16 protein-coding genes are annotated in these 15,694 nt (G+C 64.8%); 9 read left to right on the top strand and 7 right to left on the bottom strand.

All coding sequences use genetic code 11. The features are described from left to right. A partial coding sequence (locus IVB47_RS14245) for a beta-1-3, beta-1-6-glucan biosynthesis protein (RefSeq protein ID WP_247462239.1) occupies window positions 1-522 on the bottom strand: 522 nt, incomplete at its 3' end. A 328-nt stretch (window positions 523-850) separates the two neighbouring features. On the opposite strand from IVB47_RS14245, the gene IVB47_RS14240 reads away from it, so the two are divergent. Next, window positions 851-2,410, top strand: coding sequence for a beta-(1-6) glucans synthase (locus IVB47_RS14240; RefSeq protein ID WP_247462237.1), 1,560 nt, complete (start codon window positions 851-853; stop codon window positions 2,408-2,410). On the opposite strand, the gene IVB47_RS14235 is transcribed toward IVB47_RS14240, so the two are convergent. Beyond that, window positions 2,370-2,750, bottom strand: coding sequence for a hypothetical protein (locus IVB47_RS14235; protein WP_247462235.1), 381 nt, complete (start codon window positions 2,748-2,750; stop codon window positions 2,370-2,372). The genes IVB47_RS14240 and IVB47_RS14235 overlap by 41 nt on opposite strands. A 184-nt stretch (window positions 2,751-2,934) precedes the next feature. On the opposite strand from IVB47_RS14235, the gene IVB47_RS14230 reads away from it, so the two are divergent. After that, a complete protein-coding gene (locus IVB47_RS14230; RefSeq protein ID WP_247462233.1) occupies window positions 2,935-3,081 on the top strand; it encodes a hypothetical protein in 147 nt (48 codons plus the stop codon). A 24-nt stretch (window positions 3,082-3,105) separates the two neighbouring features. Here the strand turns inward: IVB47_RS14230 and IVB47_RS14225 are convergent, their stop codons facing one another. Together IVB47_RS14225 and IVB47_RS14220 are read right to left on the bottom strand one after the other, a co-directional pair. Continuing rightward, window positions 3,106-3,261 carry a hypothetical protein gene (locus IVB47_RS14225; protein WP_197031127.1) on the bottom strand — a complete coding sequence of 52 codons (156 nt, stop codon included), beginning with the start codon at window positions 3,259-3,261 and terminating at the stop codon, window positions 3,106-3,108. Between the two features lie 113 nt (window positions 3,262-3,374). After that, the gene (locus IVB47_RS14220) at window positions 3,375-4,724 is read right to left on the bottom strand and encodes a hypothetical protein (RefSeq protein ID WP_247462231.1); all 1,350 of its coding nucleotides are present in this window, start codon (window positions 4,722-4,724) and stop codon (window positions 3,375-3,377) included. 173 nt (window positions 4,725-4,897) lie between these two features. On the opposite strand from IVB47_RS14220, the gene glmU reads away from it, so the two are divergent. After that, window positions 4,898-6,265: a bifunctional UDP-N-acetylglucosamine diphosphorylase/glucosamine-1-phosphate N-acetyltransferase GlmU gene (glmU, locus tag IVB47_RS14215; protein WP_247462228.1), complete on the top strand. Its 1,368-nt coding sequence runs from the start codon at window positions 4,898-4,900 to the stop codon at window positions 6,263-6,265. A gap of 4 nt (window positions 6,266-6,269) precedes the next feature. Here the strand turns inward: glmU and IVB47_RS14210 are convergent, their stop codons facing one another. Beyond that, window positions 6,270-6,488, bottom strand: coding sequence for a hypothetical protein (locus IVB47_RS14210; RefSeq protein WP_247462227.1), 219 nt, complete (start codon window positions 6,486-6,488; stop codon window positions 6,270-6,272). A 219-nt stretch (window positions 6,489-6,707) separates the two neighbouring features. Between IVB47_RS14210 and glmS the strand changes: the two genes are divergently transcribed. The 3 genes from glmS (at window position 6,708) to IVB47_RS14195 (ending at window position 10,355) form a co-directional block, all read left to right on the top strand. After that, the gene (gene glmS, locus IVB47_RS14205) at window positions 6,708-8,534 is read left to right on the top strand and encodes a glutamine--fructose-6-phosphate transaminase (isomerizing) (RefSeq protein WP_247462225.1); all 1,827 of its coding nucleotides are present in this window, start codon (window positions 6,708-6,710) and stop codon (window positions 8,532-8,534) included. 88 nt (window positions 8,535-8,622) lie between these two features. Next, entirely contained in the window at window positions 8,623-9,393 is a 771-nt protein-coding gene (locus IVB47_RS14200) for a DUF502 domain-containing protein (protein WP_027567012.1), read from the top strand. A gap of 104 nt (window positions 9,394-9,497) precedes the next feature. Beyond that, window positions 9,498-10,355, top strand: coding sequence for an NAD(P)-dependent oxidoreductase (locus IVB47_RS14195; protein ID WP_247359385.1), 858 nt, complete (start codon window positions 9,498-9,500; stop codon window positions 10,353-10,355). 15 nt (window positions 10,356-10,370) lie between these two features. Here the strand turns inward: IVB47_RS14195 and IVB47_RS14190 are convergent, their stop codons facing one another. After that, complete coding sequence (locus IVB47_RS14190; RefSeq protein ID WP_247462223.1) at window positions 10,371-10,898, bottom strand: AAA family ATPase; 528 nt, start codon at window positions 10,896-10,898, stop codon at window positions 10,371-10,373. Window positions 10,899-11,075: 177 nt separating this feature from the next. Here IVB47_RS14190 and IVB47_RS14185 point away from each other — a divergent pair, with 177 nt between their 5' ends. The 3 genes from IVB47_RS14185 to panE all read left to right on the top strand — a co-directional run bounded on the left by IVB47_RS14185 (window position 11,076) and on the right by panE (window position 13,526). After that, window positions 11,076-11,465 carry a nuclear transport factor 2 family protein gene (locus IVB47_RS14185; protein ID WP_247462222.1) on the top strand — a complete coding sequence of 130 codons (390 nt, stop codon included), beginning with the start codon at window positions 11,076-11,078 and terminating at the stop codon, window positions 11,463-11,465. Between the two features lie 106 nt (window positions 11,466-11,571). Next, on the top strand, window positions 11,572-12,402 hold the full coding sequence (locus IVB47_RS14180) for a helix-turn-helix transcriptional regulator (protein WP_247462220.1): 831 nt from the start codon (window positions 11,572-11,574) through the stop codon (window positions 12,400-12,402). A 194-nt stretch (window positions 12,403-12,596) separates the two neighbouring features. Beyond that, complete coding sequence (gene panE, locus IVB47_RS14175; RefSeq protein ID WP_247462218.1) at window positions 12,597-13,526, top strand: 2-dehydropantoate 2-reductase; 930 nt, start codon at window positions 12,597-12,599, stop codon at window positions 13,524-13,526. Here the strand turns inward: panE and recG are convergent. Beyond that, a complete protein-coding gene (gene recG / locus IVB47_RS14170; protein ID WP_247462215.1) occupies window positions 13,523-15,631 on the bottom strand; it encodes an ATP-dependent DNA helicase RecG in 2,109 nt (702 codons plus the stop codon). The two genes, panE and recG, sit on opposite strands and share 4 nt — an antisense overlap. Between the last annotated feature and the right edge of the window lie 63 nt (window positions 15,632-15,694).

Raw genomic sequence — 15,694 nt, 5'->3', positions numbered from 1 at the left:
GCCGGCGGCCGGTGCGGCGGGCTGCGAGGCTGCGGCCGCCGCCTGTTGCGGCTGCGACGCCGGGTTGATCCAGCAAGCGTGCACACGGCTGTCCAGGGTCTCGGCGACCTTGGGATCGATCTGGCCGCCGAAGCGGGTCAGGCAGCGGAACGCAGCCTGGATGTGGCCGCCGGGGCAGCCGAAGCGGTCGTAGAGGTCGAGATGGCGGAATGCGGTATCGAGGTCATCCCGCCACATCAGCCGCACCACGCGGCGGCCGAGCCAGACGCATTCGGGGTTGCCGGCGGGGCCGCTGATGACCTGGGCTGCTTCGGCGAATTCGTCGGTGCGGCGCTGGTTCTGGGCGGCATCCTTGGCCGCGTCGGCGGGTTGGGCTGCTGCCTTGCTCTGGTCCGGGGCGGGCGTGCCGCTCTGGGCGGAGGCGGCGCCGATACCCATCAGGATGACAAGGGAAGAAACGGCCAAGGTGGCGGCGAACTGCCGCAGGACCGCATTTCGTAACTCGAACACCCGTTGCCGCATGAATTCCCCAATATATCACTGACCGTCCGCGTCAGGACCTTCGCGGACGCGCCGGTGATGGCGTCCAAATGGGTCTCCAATGCGGCGGAAAAGTCCTCCCGAGTCCATGGCCTGAATCTGGAATTTTGTCCAGCAAAGTCACGATCCTAGGCCTCGGTCGAACGGCCGCAGGTAAATTCCTCAGGGGAGGGATGGATCCATAACGGAGTCACCCCCTTGGCAGACGGCGTGCTAGCAGGTAATCGACGGCCCTTCGCGGAGGACGGAACCGATTTCTCTTCGTACGCCACTGGCGCTTCTGCTCGTTTCACTGGGTGCGATCGCTGCCGTGTGGTGGTGGCTTGCCACGCCGATCTCGCTCGCGCGCGCCCCGATCGATCCCGCCGACAAGGTCCAGTGCGTCTCCTACGCGCCGTTCCGCGGCGAGCAGTCGCCGCTGAACGCATGGACCCATATCGAGGCCGACCAGATCGAGCAGGACCTGCGCCAGCTCAAGGAGATCACCGACTGCGTCCGCACCTATTCGATGGAGAACGGGCTCGACCAGGTGCCGGCGATCGCGGCCCGGATCGGGGGGCTGAAAGTGCTCCAGGGCATCTGGCTCTCCAGCAATCGCACCAAGAATTTCGAGCAGGCCGCGCTCGCCATTCGTCTTTCCAAGGATTTCCCCGGAATCATCGCCAGCATCATCGTCGGCAACGAGGTGCTGCTGCGCGGCGAGATGACGACCGCGGACCTCGTCTCCATCATCCGCTCGGTGAAGGCCCAAGTCAGCGTGCCCGTCACCTATGCCGATGTCTGGGAGTTCTGGCTCAGGAATCGCGAGATATATGACGCCGTCGACTTCGTCACGATCCACATCCTGCCCTATTGGGAGGACTTCCCGGTCAAGGCGAAGTTTGCCGCTTCCCATGTCGAACAGATCCGCGAGCGCATGGCGGTCGCATTTCCCGGCAAGGAGATTCTGATCGGCGAAACCGGCTGGCCGAGCGAAGGGCGCATGCGCGAGGGCGCGCTGCCGTCGCGCACCAACCAGGCGCGCGTGGTCTCGGAGATCCTGAGTCTCGCGAAAGCGCAGAAATTCCGCGTCAATCTGATCGAGTCCTACGACCAGCCGTGGAAGCGCAAGCTGGAAGGTACCGTCGGCGGCTATTGGGGTCTCTATGATTCGGTGCGCCGGAGCCTGAAATATCCGCCCGGCCAGCCGATCAGCAACTTCCCTTACTGGAAATGGTACATGGGCGCCGGCATGGGCCTCTGCGTGCTGGTGTTCGCGGTGGCCGGCCTGACGTTGCGGCGCAGGCCCTGGACGCCGCGCTTCTCGGCCTGGCTTGGTGTGGCGATCTCGGCGACCTCGGCCGGCATCCTGCTCGGGATCGGCGCCGACAAGATGTACTACGAGAGCTACGGCATCGGCGGCTGGCTGCTCTGGGGCACGCTGCTCGCGGCCGGCATCCTGTCGCCGATCTTCTGCGCGCAGGCGATGGTGATCGGCCGCAGCCTTCCGACCTTCCTCGATCTGCTCGGTCCGCGCGAGGGCCGGAAATGGTCGAAGCTCACCGCCGTGCTGGGTCTGACGCTGGCGGTGACGGCGGTGATCGCGGCGCAGACCGCGCTCGCCTTCGTGTTCGACCCACGCTACCACGACTTCCCCTACGCCTCGCTGACGATGGCGGTGGTGCCGTTCGCGCTGTTGATGCTGAACCGGCCGCAGATCGGCCAGCGTCCCATCGCGGAGTCGGTGTTCGCCGGTGTGCTGACGCTGTCGGCGGCCTATGTGCTGTTCAACGAAGGCCGCGACAATTGGCAGTCGCTGTGGACCTGCGCGATTTATCTCTTGTTCGCGCTCACGCTGTGGCGGGCGCGGGCCGAGCAAATCCAAGAATGAACAGGCCGATCGCCAGGCCCGACAGCACGACATTGTAGAGCACGATGCCGAGGCCGGCGGCGATGATGCCGACGGTGAGCAGCACGATCGACGGCCGCATCAGGTTCAGCGTGGCCACCACCAGCGCGACGATGCCGAACACCGAATTCTTGAACAGCACGGTCGAGACCGAGCGCGCCTTGCAGACCAGGGTCTGAAGCCCGGCGTCGCAGGCGAGACCGACCTGCGAGTTTTCGATTCCGAGGTAGCGCAGATAGAGCCCATAGCCGACGCTGGCGAAGCCGACGACGATCAGGAACTGCACCTGGTAGGGCGTGAGACGGAAGGGCTTTTTTGTCATGGCGGCAATATGGTCGGGATGGCGCGGACGGGCAACAGGGAAGGTGAATTTATGTCGATCGCGCCCAGTTAAAGGAGGAGCAAGGCGGCCGCGCCTGGCCCGAAGATATCCAGGAACAGGCTGGGGCTGCGCAGGTTTTGAAACGGTGTGACCGCGCAACACACGCTGCATACAAGGAGCGAGCATGGAAAAGCCAACTCAGGAGCAACCGGACGAACTCAAGCGGCTGAGCAAGCAAGCTCGGGTCGAGGATTGGTCGGAACTGGTTCAGTCGAAGGATGAGGCTGACAACCGCATTCGCGACCTGAAGGAAAAAGCGCGCATCGAGTAGGTGGTTGCGTGCGCCGATGAGCTCTCAAGGGCGAGTTTGTATCGTCCGGTTCTGGTCTCTCAGCCGACGTTCGTATTTTTCGGCCAAGGCCAGCAATCGCTTCTTGATATGGGGGTCGGCCTGTTCGGCCAACTCGCGGATGAGCGCGAGGTGCTCGCGCAGAAACATCTCGTCCGCCATCTCCGCTCCGAATCATCTTCGTCGCGGATCCTGCCGTTTTATGTCGGGCACCTCCGTATCGTTTGATACGTTAGCCGCGAGATGGTCTTCCCGCCGCAGAGCGGCTGCCGCGTCTACCGCCTGAAGAACGACGACAGCGTCGATCCCGCCGACGCCGTCTCCGGCTTCGGCTGTGCGGCCGGCTGCGCCGCAGGAGCAGGCGCGGGCTCCTCGCGCTTCGACGAGCGTTTCGAGGAATAGCTGCGACGATGCTTGTCGGGCTTGGCGGCGGGCGCGGGCGCCGGGGCGGTCTCGGCTTGCGGCACCGAGTCCTGGTTCTTGTCTGAGTTCTTCTCTTGAACTCGATCCTGAGTCTTCTCTTGCTTTTCCTGGCCGCCGCGCATCGACAGCCGCTGACCGTCGAACACAGTGGTCTCGCAGTGGCGCTCGTTCTCGGCGAGGCCGGCGCAGAGTTTTGCCGCAGCCGCTGCATTGATCAGCGGGCCGGCGCCGAGGCGGAGCTGCATGCCGAGGCCGGTGTTGCCTTCCTTGATCATGATGATCGGCCGCAACGCCGCGATCTCGGGATTGGATTTGGTCACCCCGCGCCACAGTGCACGTAGGCCTTCGAGCGAGTTGGCGCCACCGAGATCAATCGCAAAGCGCGTCTGCTGGACCGCGATCGCGGGAGCCTCGCTTTCGGCGGCCTCCGGCGGCTTGGCTGGTGCCGCGGCGACTTCGATCGGGGCGGGCACTGGATCGGGCTTCTTCTCGGCAGCCTTCTCAGTGGTCTTCTCAGCGGCCTCGGGCTGAACGAGTTTCGGGGCGGCCGGATCGGGCGGCGCTATGATCGATTTGGATGGGACCAACGGAAGCATCGGCAGTGCCGAATTCGTCGCCGGCGACTGCGCGACCAGCGAGGCCGCCGCTGCGCTCTGTGGCGGCGGGCTCGACGGCTCCTTTGCGGCCTCAGTGCGCGGCTTGTCGTTGGCCGGAGCTGGTGTCGAGGCGACCGGCCCGATGCCGGGCGCCGGCGGCCCGATCAAAGCCGGCGCGTCCTGCGGCTTCGCAACGGACGCCTGCGGCGGGGTTGTCGTCTGCTTGGCGATGGCGCCGGTAACGGAATCGAGCCCTTGCTCCAGCACGGTGACGCGCGAATAGAGCCGGTCGCGATCCGTGTTCAGCGTCTCGATCGCTGAGGCGAGGCGGCGGGCCTCGTTCTGGCTCTCCTTGGTCAGGATCTGGAGCCGGTCGGCCTGGCGCGCGAGATCGGCGGACGCAACCTGATCGCGCCGCCAGCCGAGCTGGGCCTGGTTGGCGAACACGGCAAGCACCACGGCGCCAACGGCCGCCACGCCCCATGAGCCCAGCCGCCACATCATGCCGCGATCGAACGAACTCTCCTCGGCCACAAGTCCGGAGAACAGCCCGCCGGTCTCCTTGGCGCCGAAGGCATCCGCCAGTGGGTCGGAATCCTTTGCCATGAACGTTAAGTGCCCAACCCCTGTCCGGCTTCCCCGAATCAATCAGGGAACATTAACAGGAAAAGCGTGTCGCACTTGAACTCCGGGCGTTTGCGGGGGTAGCAAGGCGATAGCTCATCAGGGCGGCCGTCGCCCGCTGGCGCTACTTGATTCGGCCGATTGACAGGATTTCGATGACCGCCCGTTCCAGCCTCACGATCGTGCTCGCCGCCGGCGAAGGCACGCGTATGCGCTCACACCTGCCGAAAGTGCTGCATTCGGTCGCGCATCAGAGCCTGCTCGCCCACGTGCTCGCCGCGGCGCCCAAGGGAACCGGCACCTCGCTCGCGGTCGTGATCGGACCCGACCATCAGGCGGTGGCGGACGAAGCAAAGCGCATCCGCCCCGACGCGCTCACCTTCGCGCAACAGGACCGGCTCGGGACCGCGCATGCGGTGCTGGCGGCGCGCGATGCCATTGTGCGGGGCGTGGACGACCTGCTGATTGCGTTCGGCGACACGCCGCTGATCTCGGCCGAGACCTTTGCGCGGCTGCGCGCGCCGCTCGCCAAAGGCGCCGCGATTGCGGCGCTCGGCTTCCGGGCCGCCGATCCCACCGGCTATGGCCGCTTCATCGTGGACGGCGACCGCCTGGTCGCGATCCGCGAGCAGGCCGACGCCAGCGCAGAGGAGCGCAAGATCGACCTCTGCAATGCCGGGGTCATGGCGATCGACGGGCGCCGCGCGCTCGCGATCCTCGACAAGATCGGCAATGCGAATTCCAAGAGCGAATATTATCTGACCGACGCGGTCGGCATTGTCAGCGAACAGGGATGGGATGCCGTGGTGATCGAAACCAGCGAGGACGAAGTGCGCGGCATCAACACCAAGGCGCAGCTCGCCGAGGCCGAAAGCGTGATGCAGGCGCGGCTGCGGAAAGTGGCGATGGAGGCCGGCGTCACGCTGATCGCGCCCGAAACCGTTTATCTCGCCGCCGATACCGTGTTCGGCAAGGACGTGACGATCGAGCCGTTCGTGGTGATCGGCCCCGGCGTTTCGATCGGCGACGGCACGGTGGTCCATTCCTTCTCGCATATCGTCGAGACCAAGCTCGGCAAGAAGGTCTCCATCGGCCCCTATGCGCGGCTTCGGCCCGGCACGTCGCTCGGCGACGGCGCGCGCATCGGCAATTTCGTGGAGACCAAGGCCGCGACGCTGGAGGCCGGCGTCAAGGTCAACCATCTCTCCTACATTGGCGACGCCACGATCGGCGCCAATTCCAACATCGGCGCCGGCACCATCACCTGCAACTACGACGGCTTCAAGAAGCACAAGACGATCATCGGGCAGGGCGCCTTCGTCGGCACCAACTCCTCGCTGGTCGCGCCGGTGACGATCGGCAACGGCGCCTATATCGGCTCGGGCTCGGTGATCACCCGCGACGTGCCTGATGACGCCCTGGCGCTGGAGCGCAGCGCGCAGACCATCCGCGAAGGTGGTGCGGCGCGCTATCGCGAGATGAAGACGGGTGGCAAGAAGCTTGAAAAGAAGCCGGAGAAATGAGCCGCTATTCGTCGTCGGCAAATTCCGAGAAGATCGCGCGCGTCAGGCGCCAGCCGCGCGGCTTGGCACGCTTCGCCGGCTCGCCGGCGACGTGCTTGATGAAGACGGGCTTGCTTTCCTTGCCGCGCTGGGGCGGCGGCCAATGCGCAAGGTGCGTGCCGGTGGTCTCGCTGGCGCGCACTGTCATCGATGGCAGATCTTTGCGGTTGGATGAGCCTTTCATGGCCTCTCTCCTTGGTACGCAAGGGTTGGCCAAATTTGTTGACAACAAGTTAACGCGCGCGGTTTAAGGCCCAGCCAGTTCGACGCACGCGAGGCTCGTCGCCGTCGGTGCTGTCTCAATCAGCAATAATTATTGAGTATCTGGTTCCTTAGGAACTTCGCTAAAAACCGAGCGCGTCGTTTAGGCGATTTTTCGACGATTTGGGGGATATTGATCCGCATGTGCGGGATTGTCGGCATTCTCGGGCGCGAGCCGGTTGCAGAGCAATTGGTGGATTCGCTCAAACGTCTTGAATATCGCGGCTATGATTCCGCGGGCGTCGCCACGCTCGAGGGCAAGCATCTCGAGCGCCGACGCGCCGAGGGCAAGCTGAAGAATTTGGAGAAGCGGCTGGAGGCCGAGCCGCTCAAGGGCACGACCGGAATCGGTCACACCCGCTGGGCCACCCACGGCAAGCCGACCGTGAACAATGCGCATCCGCACGCGACCGAACGTGTCGCCGTGGTTCACAACGGCATCATCGAGAATTTCCGCGAGCTGCGCGAGGAACTCGAGAAGAAAGGCACGGTGTTCCACACCCAGACCGACACCGAGATCGTGCTGCATCTCGTCGATGATCTGCTCACGCGCGGCAACAAGCCCGTGGAAGCGGTGAAATTGACATTGGCGCGGCTGCGTGGCGCGTTCGCGCTCGGCTTCATCTTCGCCGGCGAGGACGATTTGATGATCGGCGCCCGCAACGGTCCGCCGCTCGCGATCGGCTATGGCGACGGCGAGATGTATCTCGGCTCCGACGCCATCGCGCTCGGGCCGTTCACCGACACGATCAGCTATCTCGAGGACGGCGACTGGGTCGTGCTGACCCATACGAGCGCTTCGATCTTCGACAAGGACGGCCACCTCGCCCAGCGCGAGAAGACCAAGCACGCCGCCTCGACCTCGCTGGTCGACAAGGCCAACTACCGCCACTTCATGGCCAAGGAGATCCACGAGCAGCCGGAAGTGGTCGGCCACACGCTGGCACGTTATGTCGACATGGCGACCGAGCGGGTCTCGCTGCCGGTCAAGCTGCCGTTCGACTTCAAGAATATCCAGCGCATCAACATCACGGCCTGCGGCACTGCGAGCTACGCCGGGTTCGTCGCAAAATACTGGTTCGAGCGTTTCGCGCGCGTGCCGGTCGAGGTCGATGTCGCCTCCGAATTCCGCTACCGCGAGGCGCCCTTGCGCAAGGGCGATCTCGCCATCTTCATCTCGCAATCGGGCGAGACCGCCGACACGTTGGCCGCGCTGCGTTACGCCAAGGACCAGGGCGTGCATACGATCGCCGTCGTCAACGTGCCGACCTCGACGATCGCGCGCGAAAGCGAGACCGTGCTGCCAACGCTGGCCGGCCCAGAGATCGGCGTCGCTTCGACCAAGGCCTTCACCTGCCAGCTCATGGTGCTGGCAAATCTTGCGATCGCGGCCGGCAAAGCCCGCGGCGAACTGTCCGACGAGGACGAGACCAAGCTCGTCCACGGGCTCGTCGAGATCCCGCGTTTGATGTCGGATGCGCTCACCACCGAGCTCCAGATCGAGAAGCTCGCGCGCGAGATCGCGAAATCGCGCGACGTGCTCTATCTCGGCCGCGGCACCAGCTTCCCGCTCGCCCTCGAAGGTGCACTGAAGCTGAAGGAGATCTCCTACATCCACGCCGAGGGCTATGCCGCCGGCGAGCTCAAGCACGGTCCGATCGCGCTGATCGACGAGACCATGCCCGTCGTCGTCATCGCGCCCTACGACCGGGTGTTCGAAAAGACCGTCTCCAATATGCAGGAGGTCGCTGCCCGCGGCGGCAAGATCATCCTGATGACCGACGCCAAAGGCGCGGCGGAGGCGACCGTCGAATCCCTCGTCACCATCGTCATGCCTGATATGGCGGCGGCGTTCACGCCGATGGTCTATGCCGTCCCCGTTCAGCTGCTCGCCTATCATACGGCGGTGATCATGGGGACCGACGTCGACCAGCCGCGCAATCTCGCGAAATCCGTGACGGTGGAATAGGCGGAAGGGTCGGGCCGGAACGCTTCGTGGTCTTCCAAAACCTGCTAGAAGACCCTAGCTTGAACGAAGCGACCGACCTGGAACCCGAATGAACCCCCGTGACGACGCGCCTGCGCCTCTTGATCCCGTGCCGGAGCCGCATACCGGCCTGATAGGCCGCTTCCGCAATTATTTTCTCACCGGGCTCGTGGTGACGGGACCGGTTGCGATCACCTTTTATCTGGTTTGGTGGTTCGTCACCTGGGTTGATGGCGTGGTGCGGCCATTCGTACCGCTGGCCTATCGGCCTGAAACCTACATGCCGTACGTCATCCCCGGCTGGGGACTGATCGTCGCATTTTTCACGTTGACGCTGGTCGGCTTCCTCGCGGCCAATTTGATCGGCCGGACACTGGTCGATGTCGGCGAGACCTTCCTCGGCCGGATCCCGGCGGTGCGCGCCATCTACCGCGGCCTGAAGCAGGTGTTCGAGACCCTGTTCTCGGGCAAGGGCTCGAGCTTCCGCAAGGTCGGTCTGGTCGAGTTTCCGTCGCCGGGCATGTGGTCGATCGTGCTGATCTCGCAATCGCCGAACGAGGATGTCTCCCGCAGTCTGCCGGGTCAGGAGGAGCACGTCTCGGTGTTTCTGCCTTGCTCGCCGAACCCGACCACCGGCTTCTTCTTCTACGTGCCCAAGAGCAAGATCGTCGAGGTCGACATGAGCACCGAAGACGCCGCGACGCTGATCATGTCGGCCGGCGTGGTGCAGCCGGGCTCGGCGCCCGATTCGAAGAAGGCGGCGGCCCTCGCTGGCATGGCGAATGCCGCGCGTATTGCCAACGCCTCGGCGCTCCAGCCTCAGCCTGCGAAGGTGGAGTAGGGCCATTCCTCTGCGGGATGGCCGGCGCTCACGCTGGCGTCCCGTCCTCTGCTAGTCTCCGGTTGAACCGAGCGCGTTGCTCGAAATTCGATCTGGAGTGCACGATGTCCAAAACCATTGCGATCCTCGCGCCCGGTGCCATGGGCAGTGCCGTGGCCCGCCGTCTCGGCGAGCACGGTGCGCGCGTGCTGACGTCGTTGAGAGGGCGGAGCGAGGCGACGCGCAAACGCGCGGTGGATACCGGCATGATCGGCGCCGAGGACGACGCGATCGCGGACGCCGACATCATCCTCTCGATCGTGCCGCCGGGCGAAGCCGTGGCGCTCGCCGAGTGGCTTGCCGGGCTGATCGTCCGGCGCGAGAAGAAGCCGGTCGTGGTCGATTGCAATGCCGTCAACGTCGATACCGTGATGAGGATCGAGCAGATCATCGGCTCGGCACAGGCGCCGTTCGTCGATGCCGGCATCATCGGGTTCCCGCCCCAGCCCGGCGGCAAGAGCCCGGCCTTCTACATGTCGGGCGAGCACGCCAAGGATGTCGCCGTGCTGAAGGATTTCGGGCTCGACGTGCGGATCGTCGAAGGGCCGGTCGGTGCCGCGTCCGCGCTGAAAATGTCCTATGCCGGTATCGTCAAGGGCCTCGCCGGCATCGGCGCGGCGATGGTGGTCGCGGCAACGAAAGCGGGGGCTGCGGATGCGCTGCGCGACGAACTCGCACTCAGCCAGCCCGCGGTTCTGGCCCGGCTCGAAGTCGCGCTGCCGGACATGATTCCGAAAGCCTATCGCTGGGTTGCGGAGATGCGGGAGATTTCCGGCTTTCTCGGCCCCGATCATCCGGCGAGCCAGGTTTACGAAGGCTTTGCGCGCTGGTTCGAGCATCTCGCCGAGGACGCCAAAGGCGACGCGGCGGATACCGACCTGATGAAGGCATTCGCCGCGCGTATCGCGCAGAAGAAATCCTGATCGTCCGGTCTCACGTCACGGCCATCGATCATCTGCCGTGCACCGAATCCAAAAATCCTGGATGTCCCGATCGCGTCTCAAGCGCACGACCGGGACGTCAGCGCCATACTGCACGCGCTCGGCCTCGATGACAGGCGCGCGCTCGGTGTCGTAGCGCCATGCCTCGCGCATCAATTTCCAATCGAACTGTTCGGGACACCCTTCGGGGAGGTCAGGCCGGGTCTTGTCGCGATCGAAGGCGGAGCGCAGGAGAATGCGCCACTGGCAGAGCCAGCGCGGGCGGTCGATGACGACCAGCGTATCGGCGCGCGCGAGCGTGAGATCGAAGGCAAGTCCCGAGAAGCTGCCGTCGACAACCCATGCGTCGCCCGCGATCGCGTCAGTGACGCGCGCCCGGAAGCTCGGTTTGTCGGACGGCTTCCAGCCCGGCCGCCAGTAGAGCACGTCGAGATGCACCACGGGCAGCCCGAGCTTTCGCCCGAGATTCCGGGAGAGGCTCGTCTTTCCGCTGCCCTGACAGCCCACGACGATGATCCGGCGCATCGTCGTAGGGTTCCATAAAGTCGGGGCCAGGGAAAGAGGAGGCTTCCCGAACGCGCTTTATTACCTGGCATGTAATTGAGCCCATCCGCAGCCTGGCTACTGTCCCGGTCATCACCCGACAGGACGCATTCAATCAAGCCTCCTGTCGCGCGTGTGTCGGTGCATCAGGAGAGAGCTATGCAAGTCATGTTTACGAAGAAGGAGCCGCCGCAATGGCTGCTCGACATGTGGCGGGAGATCGACGACAAGACCTTTGGACGAGGTTTTGATTGTTTTGTGGAGGATGCCGTCTGCAACCTCGGCGTCGCCGATTGGAAGGGGCGCGAGGCGATCCGCGCCAACCTCAAGGCCTTCATCGACACCGGCTTCACCGCGCTGCATCACGTCACCGAATACTGGGACGCCGGCGCCCTGAAGGTGTTTCGCGGTATCGTGGACATGACACCCGATGATCCCTCGATGAAGACGGTTCATCCGACGATGACGCACTTCTTCTACATGGACGAGAGGGACGCTACCAAGGTACGGCACTGGGTCGGCGCCGTGGGACCGGTCGCCTTCGGTTGATCGCTTCGAACCTGCTACCATCGGCGGCGGTGCCTCGGATAAGCCGACGCACCGCCGCCGATGCGCGTTGACGATGCCCCACATTGACAGGAAGGATCAGTCGGCCATGAAAGCGACGGCCAGTGCCCTCAAGACGCGCGCCAGTTCCGCGGGCGCGCTGCTGCGTCAATGGCGGGACATTCGCGGCAAGACGCAGCTCGATCTGTCCTTCGACGCCGGCGTCTCGCAGAAACACATCAGCTTCGTCGAGAGCGGCCGCAGCGTTCCGAGCCGCCAGATGCTGCTCGATCTTGCGCAAGCCCTCGACGTGCCCTTGCGCGAACGCAACGAGCTGCTGCTGGCTGCAGGCTATGCGCCGTCTTATTCCGATCCCGCGCTCGAGGCGCCCGCCATGACGAGCATCAAGCGTGCCCTGCAACGCATGCTGCGTCAGCACGAGCCGTTTCCCGCCATCGTCATGGACCGCTACTGGAACGTGCTGATGACCAACGAGGCTGCGCCGCTTCTGTTCAATTGCTTCATCGACATGTCGGCGCGGCCGGCGCCACGAAATCTTTTGCATCTCATGTTCGACCCGGACGGCATGCGTCCCTTCATCGCGAACTGGCCGCAGACCGCACGCGGGCTGCTCGCGCGGGTGTATCGCGAGGCAGTCGGACATGTGGTTGACATCAGGACGAAGGCGCTGCTGGAGGAATTGTCGCAATATCCCGGGGTGAAGCCTGAATGGCGCGCGCCGTCGGCCTCCGATGCGATGCCGATGATCCCGCTGTCCTTCGTCAAGGACGGTGTGGCGCTGGACTACTTTTCCCTGATCACGACGGTCGGAACGCCGCAGACGGTGACTGCGGAGGAGCTGAGGCTCGAGTGCATGTTCCCGGCCAACGATGCGACCGAAGCGGAGCACGGCAAATTTTTGCAAGCGCATTCGGGGTGAGGGGGCGTCGCTGCGATTCCACCGGTCGCTATGTGGCAGGCTCGACCCACACAGTCATTGCGAACGCAGCGACTTCCGCCTTCGCTAAAGCTTCGGCGGACAAGTCGCTGGGCTCGCAATGACGGGGAGGAGACGTCGCGAGGCTCATCTGTTATTGTTTCTGCGGAAGCGGTCACTCCGCATTGGGAGTTCGAATGAGAGTCCTTGTGATCGGCGCGGGAGCGCTTGGAGGCTATTACGGCGCGCGCCTGGTCCGAGCCGGCGGCGACGTGACCTTTCTGGTGCGGGCCGGGCGGGCGGAGCAGTTGCAGCGGAATGGATTGCAGGTCGTGAGCCCGCACGGCGATTTCGCCGTGCAGCCGAAGGTCATCCTCGCCAACGATCTCAAGGAAGCGTTCGACGTCGTGCTCGTCGGCGTGAAGTCCTACTCGCTCGACGACGCGATGGCCCAGTTTGCCCCGGCCGTTGGCGCCAACACGGTGATTTTGCCGATCCTCAACGGCTTGAAACATGTCGACGCCCTGACTGCGCGGTTCGGCGCGAGCTCCGTCCTCGGCGGGCTCGCAAACGTCAGTGCCGGACTCGATGCGGATGGCCGAGTCGTTCAGTTCATGGCCAATCAAACCATCGTCTTCGGCGAGATCGAGGGGGCGTTGAGCGAGCGCGTGCTCGCCCTGGAGACGCTGCTGCACGTGCCCGGTATCGACGTGCGCGCCAGCGAATCGATCATGCAGGACATGTGGGAGAAATTCGTCCAGCTCTCGACGCTCGCCGGCATCACCTGCCTGATGCGTGCAAGCATCGGAGACATTCTGGCGGTGCCGAACGGCGAGCAATCCATCTTCCGGCTGTTTGCCGAATGCTGCGCCGTCGCCACGGCCGCGGGTTTTGAGCCGCGAGCGCCTTTCATCGAGTTTGACCGCAAGCTGTTCACGACCCCGGATTCCCCGCTCAAGGCCTCGATGCTGCGTGATATCGAGCGCGGCTCGATGACCGAGGCGGAGCATATCCTCGGCGATATGGCCAACCGGGCCCGTGCACTCGGCATCGACACGCCGCTGCTGGATTTGGCCCGCGCGCATGTGGCGGCCTATGAAATTGGACGGCAACGAGCGGCCGGCTAACCCGCTCCGATCAGCGGAATCGCTTCATCCCGCTCATACAGATACAGCAGGCATCGCAACGCCTCGCCGCGCTCGCCCTTCAGCTTTGGATCGTCCTTCAGGATGCGCAGCGCCTCGTCGCGGGCCTGCGTGATGAGCTGACCGTGCACCTCGGAGCGGGCGATGCGGTAGCCGGGCAAGCCGCTCTGGCGCACGCCGAGCACATCGCCTTCGCCGCGCAGTTTCAGATCTTCCTCGGCGATGCGAAAGCCGTCGGTGGTCTCGCGGATCACCTTCAGCCGCGCCTTCGACATCTCGCCGAGTGGCTCGGAGTAGAGCAGCAGACAGGTTGAGGCCTCCGAGCCGCGCCCGATGCGGCCGCGCAGTTGGTGAAGCTGGGCGAGGCCAAAGCGTTCGGCGTTCTCGATCACCATGATGGTCGCCGCCGGCACGTCGACACCGACCTCGACCACGGTGGTCGCGACCAGCAAGCCGATCTCGTGGGCGGCGAACTGGCCCATGACGCGGTCCTTCTCGGTGCCCTTCATCTGGCCGTGGACGAGGCCGACACGGTCGCCGAAACGCTTTTGCAGGCTTTCGAAGCGCTTGGTCGCATTGGTCAGGTGCTCGGTACCCTCGGCCTCGGATTCCTCGACCAGCGGGCAGATCCAGTAGACCAGCTTGCCGGATTCGAGCGCGCGGCCGATGCTATCGGTGACCTCGCCGAGGCGGCTCATCGATATGGTGCGGGTTTCGATCGGCTGGCGGCCGGCCGGCTTCTCCCTGAGCTCGCTGATGTCCATGTCGCCGAAATAGGTCAGCACCAGCGTGCGCGGAATCGGCGTGGCGCTCAGCACCAGCACGTCGACGGCCTCGCCCTTTGACGTCAGCGCCAGCCGCTCGCGCACGCCAAATCGATGCTGCTCGTCGACGACGGCGAGGGCGAGATCGCTGAAGATCACGTCGTCCTGGATCAACGCATGGGTGCCGACGAGCAGGTCGATCTCGCCGGCTTCGAGTTGTGCCAGCAGGTCCCGCCGCTCCTTGCCCTTTTCGCGGCCGGTGAGGATCGCGACCCGCATGCCCGCGCGCTCGGCGAGCGGCGCGATGGTCTTGATGTGCTGACGGGCCAAAATTTCGGTCGGCGCCATCAGCGCCGCCTGCTTGCCAACCTCGGTGACGGCAGCGGCGGCCAGCAGCGCGACCACGGTCTTGCCGGAGCCGACGTCGCCCTGGAGCAGGCGCAGCATGCGCACCGGTTGTTGCAGATCGTCGGCGATGGCCGCGGCGGCATCGCGTTGGGAGATTGTCAGCGCATAGGGCAGGGCATCGATGATCTTGTTGCGGAGGTGCCCGTCGCCGGCGTTGCGCACACCGGCCGGGCGACGCAATTGCGCGCGAATCAGGGCAAGGGCGAGTTGCCCGGCCAGGAGTTCGTCGAAGGCGAGGCGCGACCAGAACGGCTGGTCGGGCAGAATGTCGGTGAGCTCGACCGGCTGATGCACGCGGATGAGCGCCTCGGTGATCGGCGGGAAGCCGCAGCGGCGCAGCACCTCCGGGCTGATCCATTCCGGCAGTGCCGGGAGCTTCTGCAGCGCCTGCGCGACCGCGCGGCGCAGCGAGCCGAGCGCAAGGCCTTCGGTCAAGGGATAGACGGGATCGATGCCAGAGAGTTTGGAAATCGCCTCCTCGTCCAGCACCCGGTCGGGATGCACGATCTGCGGGATGCCGTCGTACATCTGCAGCGTGCCGGAGACGAAGCGCTTCTCGCCGATCGGCAGCAGCTTCTCGACATAGCCGGGCTTTGCGCGGAAGAAAGTCAGCACGACGTCGCCGGTATCGTCGCTGGCGTAGACGAGGTAGGGCGCACGGGCATTGCGCGGCGGGGGCGGGCGGTGGCGGTCGACGGTGACCTCCAGCGTGACCATGGTTCCCTGCACGGCATCGCGGATCTTCGGCCGCGCGCGGCGGTCGATGACCTGGCTCGGCAAATGCAGCAACAGATCGACCAGCCGCGGCGTCTCATTGCGGCTGAGCAGATATTGCAGCAGCTTGTCCTGCTTCGGACCGACGCCGGGCAGGCTGGTCACGGGGGCAAACAGCGGATTGAGCAGGCTGGGGCGCATCAGGCGAACCTAGGATCGTTTTCGCTCGTCATGCCCGGCTTTGTGGGCGGCATCCACGTGTTT

Origin of the sequence: Bradyrhizobium sp. 62, from assembly GCF_023073035.1 — a bacterium.
Classification (GTDB): Bacteria; Pseudomonadota; Alphaproteobacteria; order Rhizobiales; family Xanthobacteraceae; genus Bradyrhizobium.
This window is presented reverse-complemented; position numbering and strand designations above follow the sequence as displayed.

Bases quoted from the DNA above. Each gene is read 5' to 3' on its own strand.
- IVB47_RS14235 (WP_247462235.1), bottom strand. From the start codon at position 2,750: ATGACAAAAAAGCCCTTCCGTCTCACGCCCTACCAGGTGCAGTTCCTG.
- IVB47_RS14230 (WP_247462233.1), top strand. From the start codon at position 2,935: ATGGAAAAGCCAACTCAGGAGCAACCGGACGAACTCAAGCGGCTGAGC.
- IVB47_RS14225 (WP_197031127.1), bottom strand. From the start codon at position 3,261: ATGGCGGACGAGATGTTTCTGCGCGAGCACCTCGCGCTCATCCGCGAG.
- IVB47_RS14220 (WP_247462231.1), bottom strand. From the start codon at position 4,724: ATGGCAAAGGATTCCGACCCACTGGCGGATGCCTTCGGCGCCAAGGAG.
- glmU (WP_247462228.1), top strand. From the start codon at position 4,898: ATGACCGCCCGTTCCAGCCTCACGATCGTGCTCGCCGCCGGCGAAGGC.
- IVB47_RS14210 (WP_247462227.1), bottom strand. From the start codon at position 6,488: ATGAAAGGCTCATCCAACCGCAAAGATCTGCCATCGATGACAGTGCGC.
- glmS (WP_247462225.1), top strand. From the start codon at position 6,708: ATGTGCGGGATTGTCGGCATTCTCGGGCGCGAGCCGGTTGCAGAGCAA.
- IVB47_RS14200 (WP_027567012.1), top strand. From the start codon at position 8,623: ATGAACCCCCGTGACGACGCGCCTGCGCCTCTTGATCCCGTGCCGGAG.
- IVB47_RS14195 (WP_247359385.1), top strand. From the start codon at position 9,498: ATGTCCAAAACCATTGCGATCCTCGCGCCCGGTGCCATGGGCAGTGCC.
- IVB47_RS14190 (WP_247462223.1), bottom strand. From the start codon at position 10,898: ATGCGCCGGATCATCGTCGTGGGCTGTCAGGGCAGCGGAAAGACGAGC.
- IVB47_RS14185 (WP_247462222.1), top strand. From the start codon at position 11,076: ATGCAAGTCATGTTTACGAAGAAGGAGCCGCCGCAATGGCTGCTCGAC.
- IVB47_RS14180 (WP_247462220.1), top strand. From the start codon at position 11,572: ATGAAAGCGACGGCCAGTGCCCTCAAGACGCGCGCCAGTTCCGCGGGC.
- panE (WP_247462218.1), top strand. From the start codon at position 12,597: ATGAGAGTCCTTGTGATCGGCGCGGGAGCGCTTGGAGGCTATTACGGC.
- recG (WP_247462215.1), bottom strand. From the start codon at position 15,631: ATGCGCCCCAGCCTGCTCAATCCGCTGTTTGCCCCCGTGACCAGCCTG.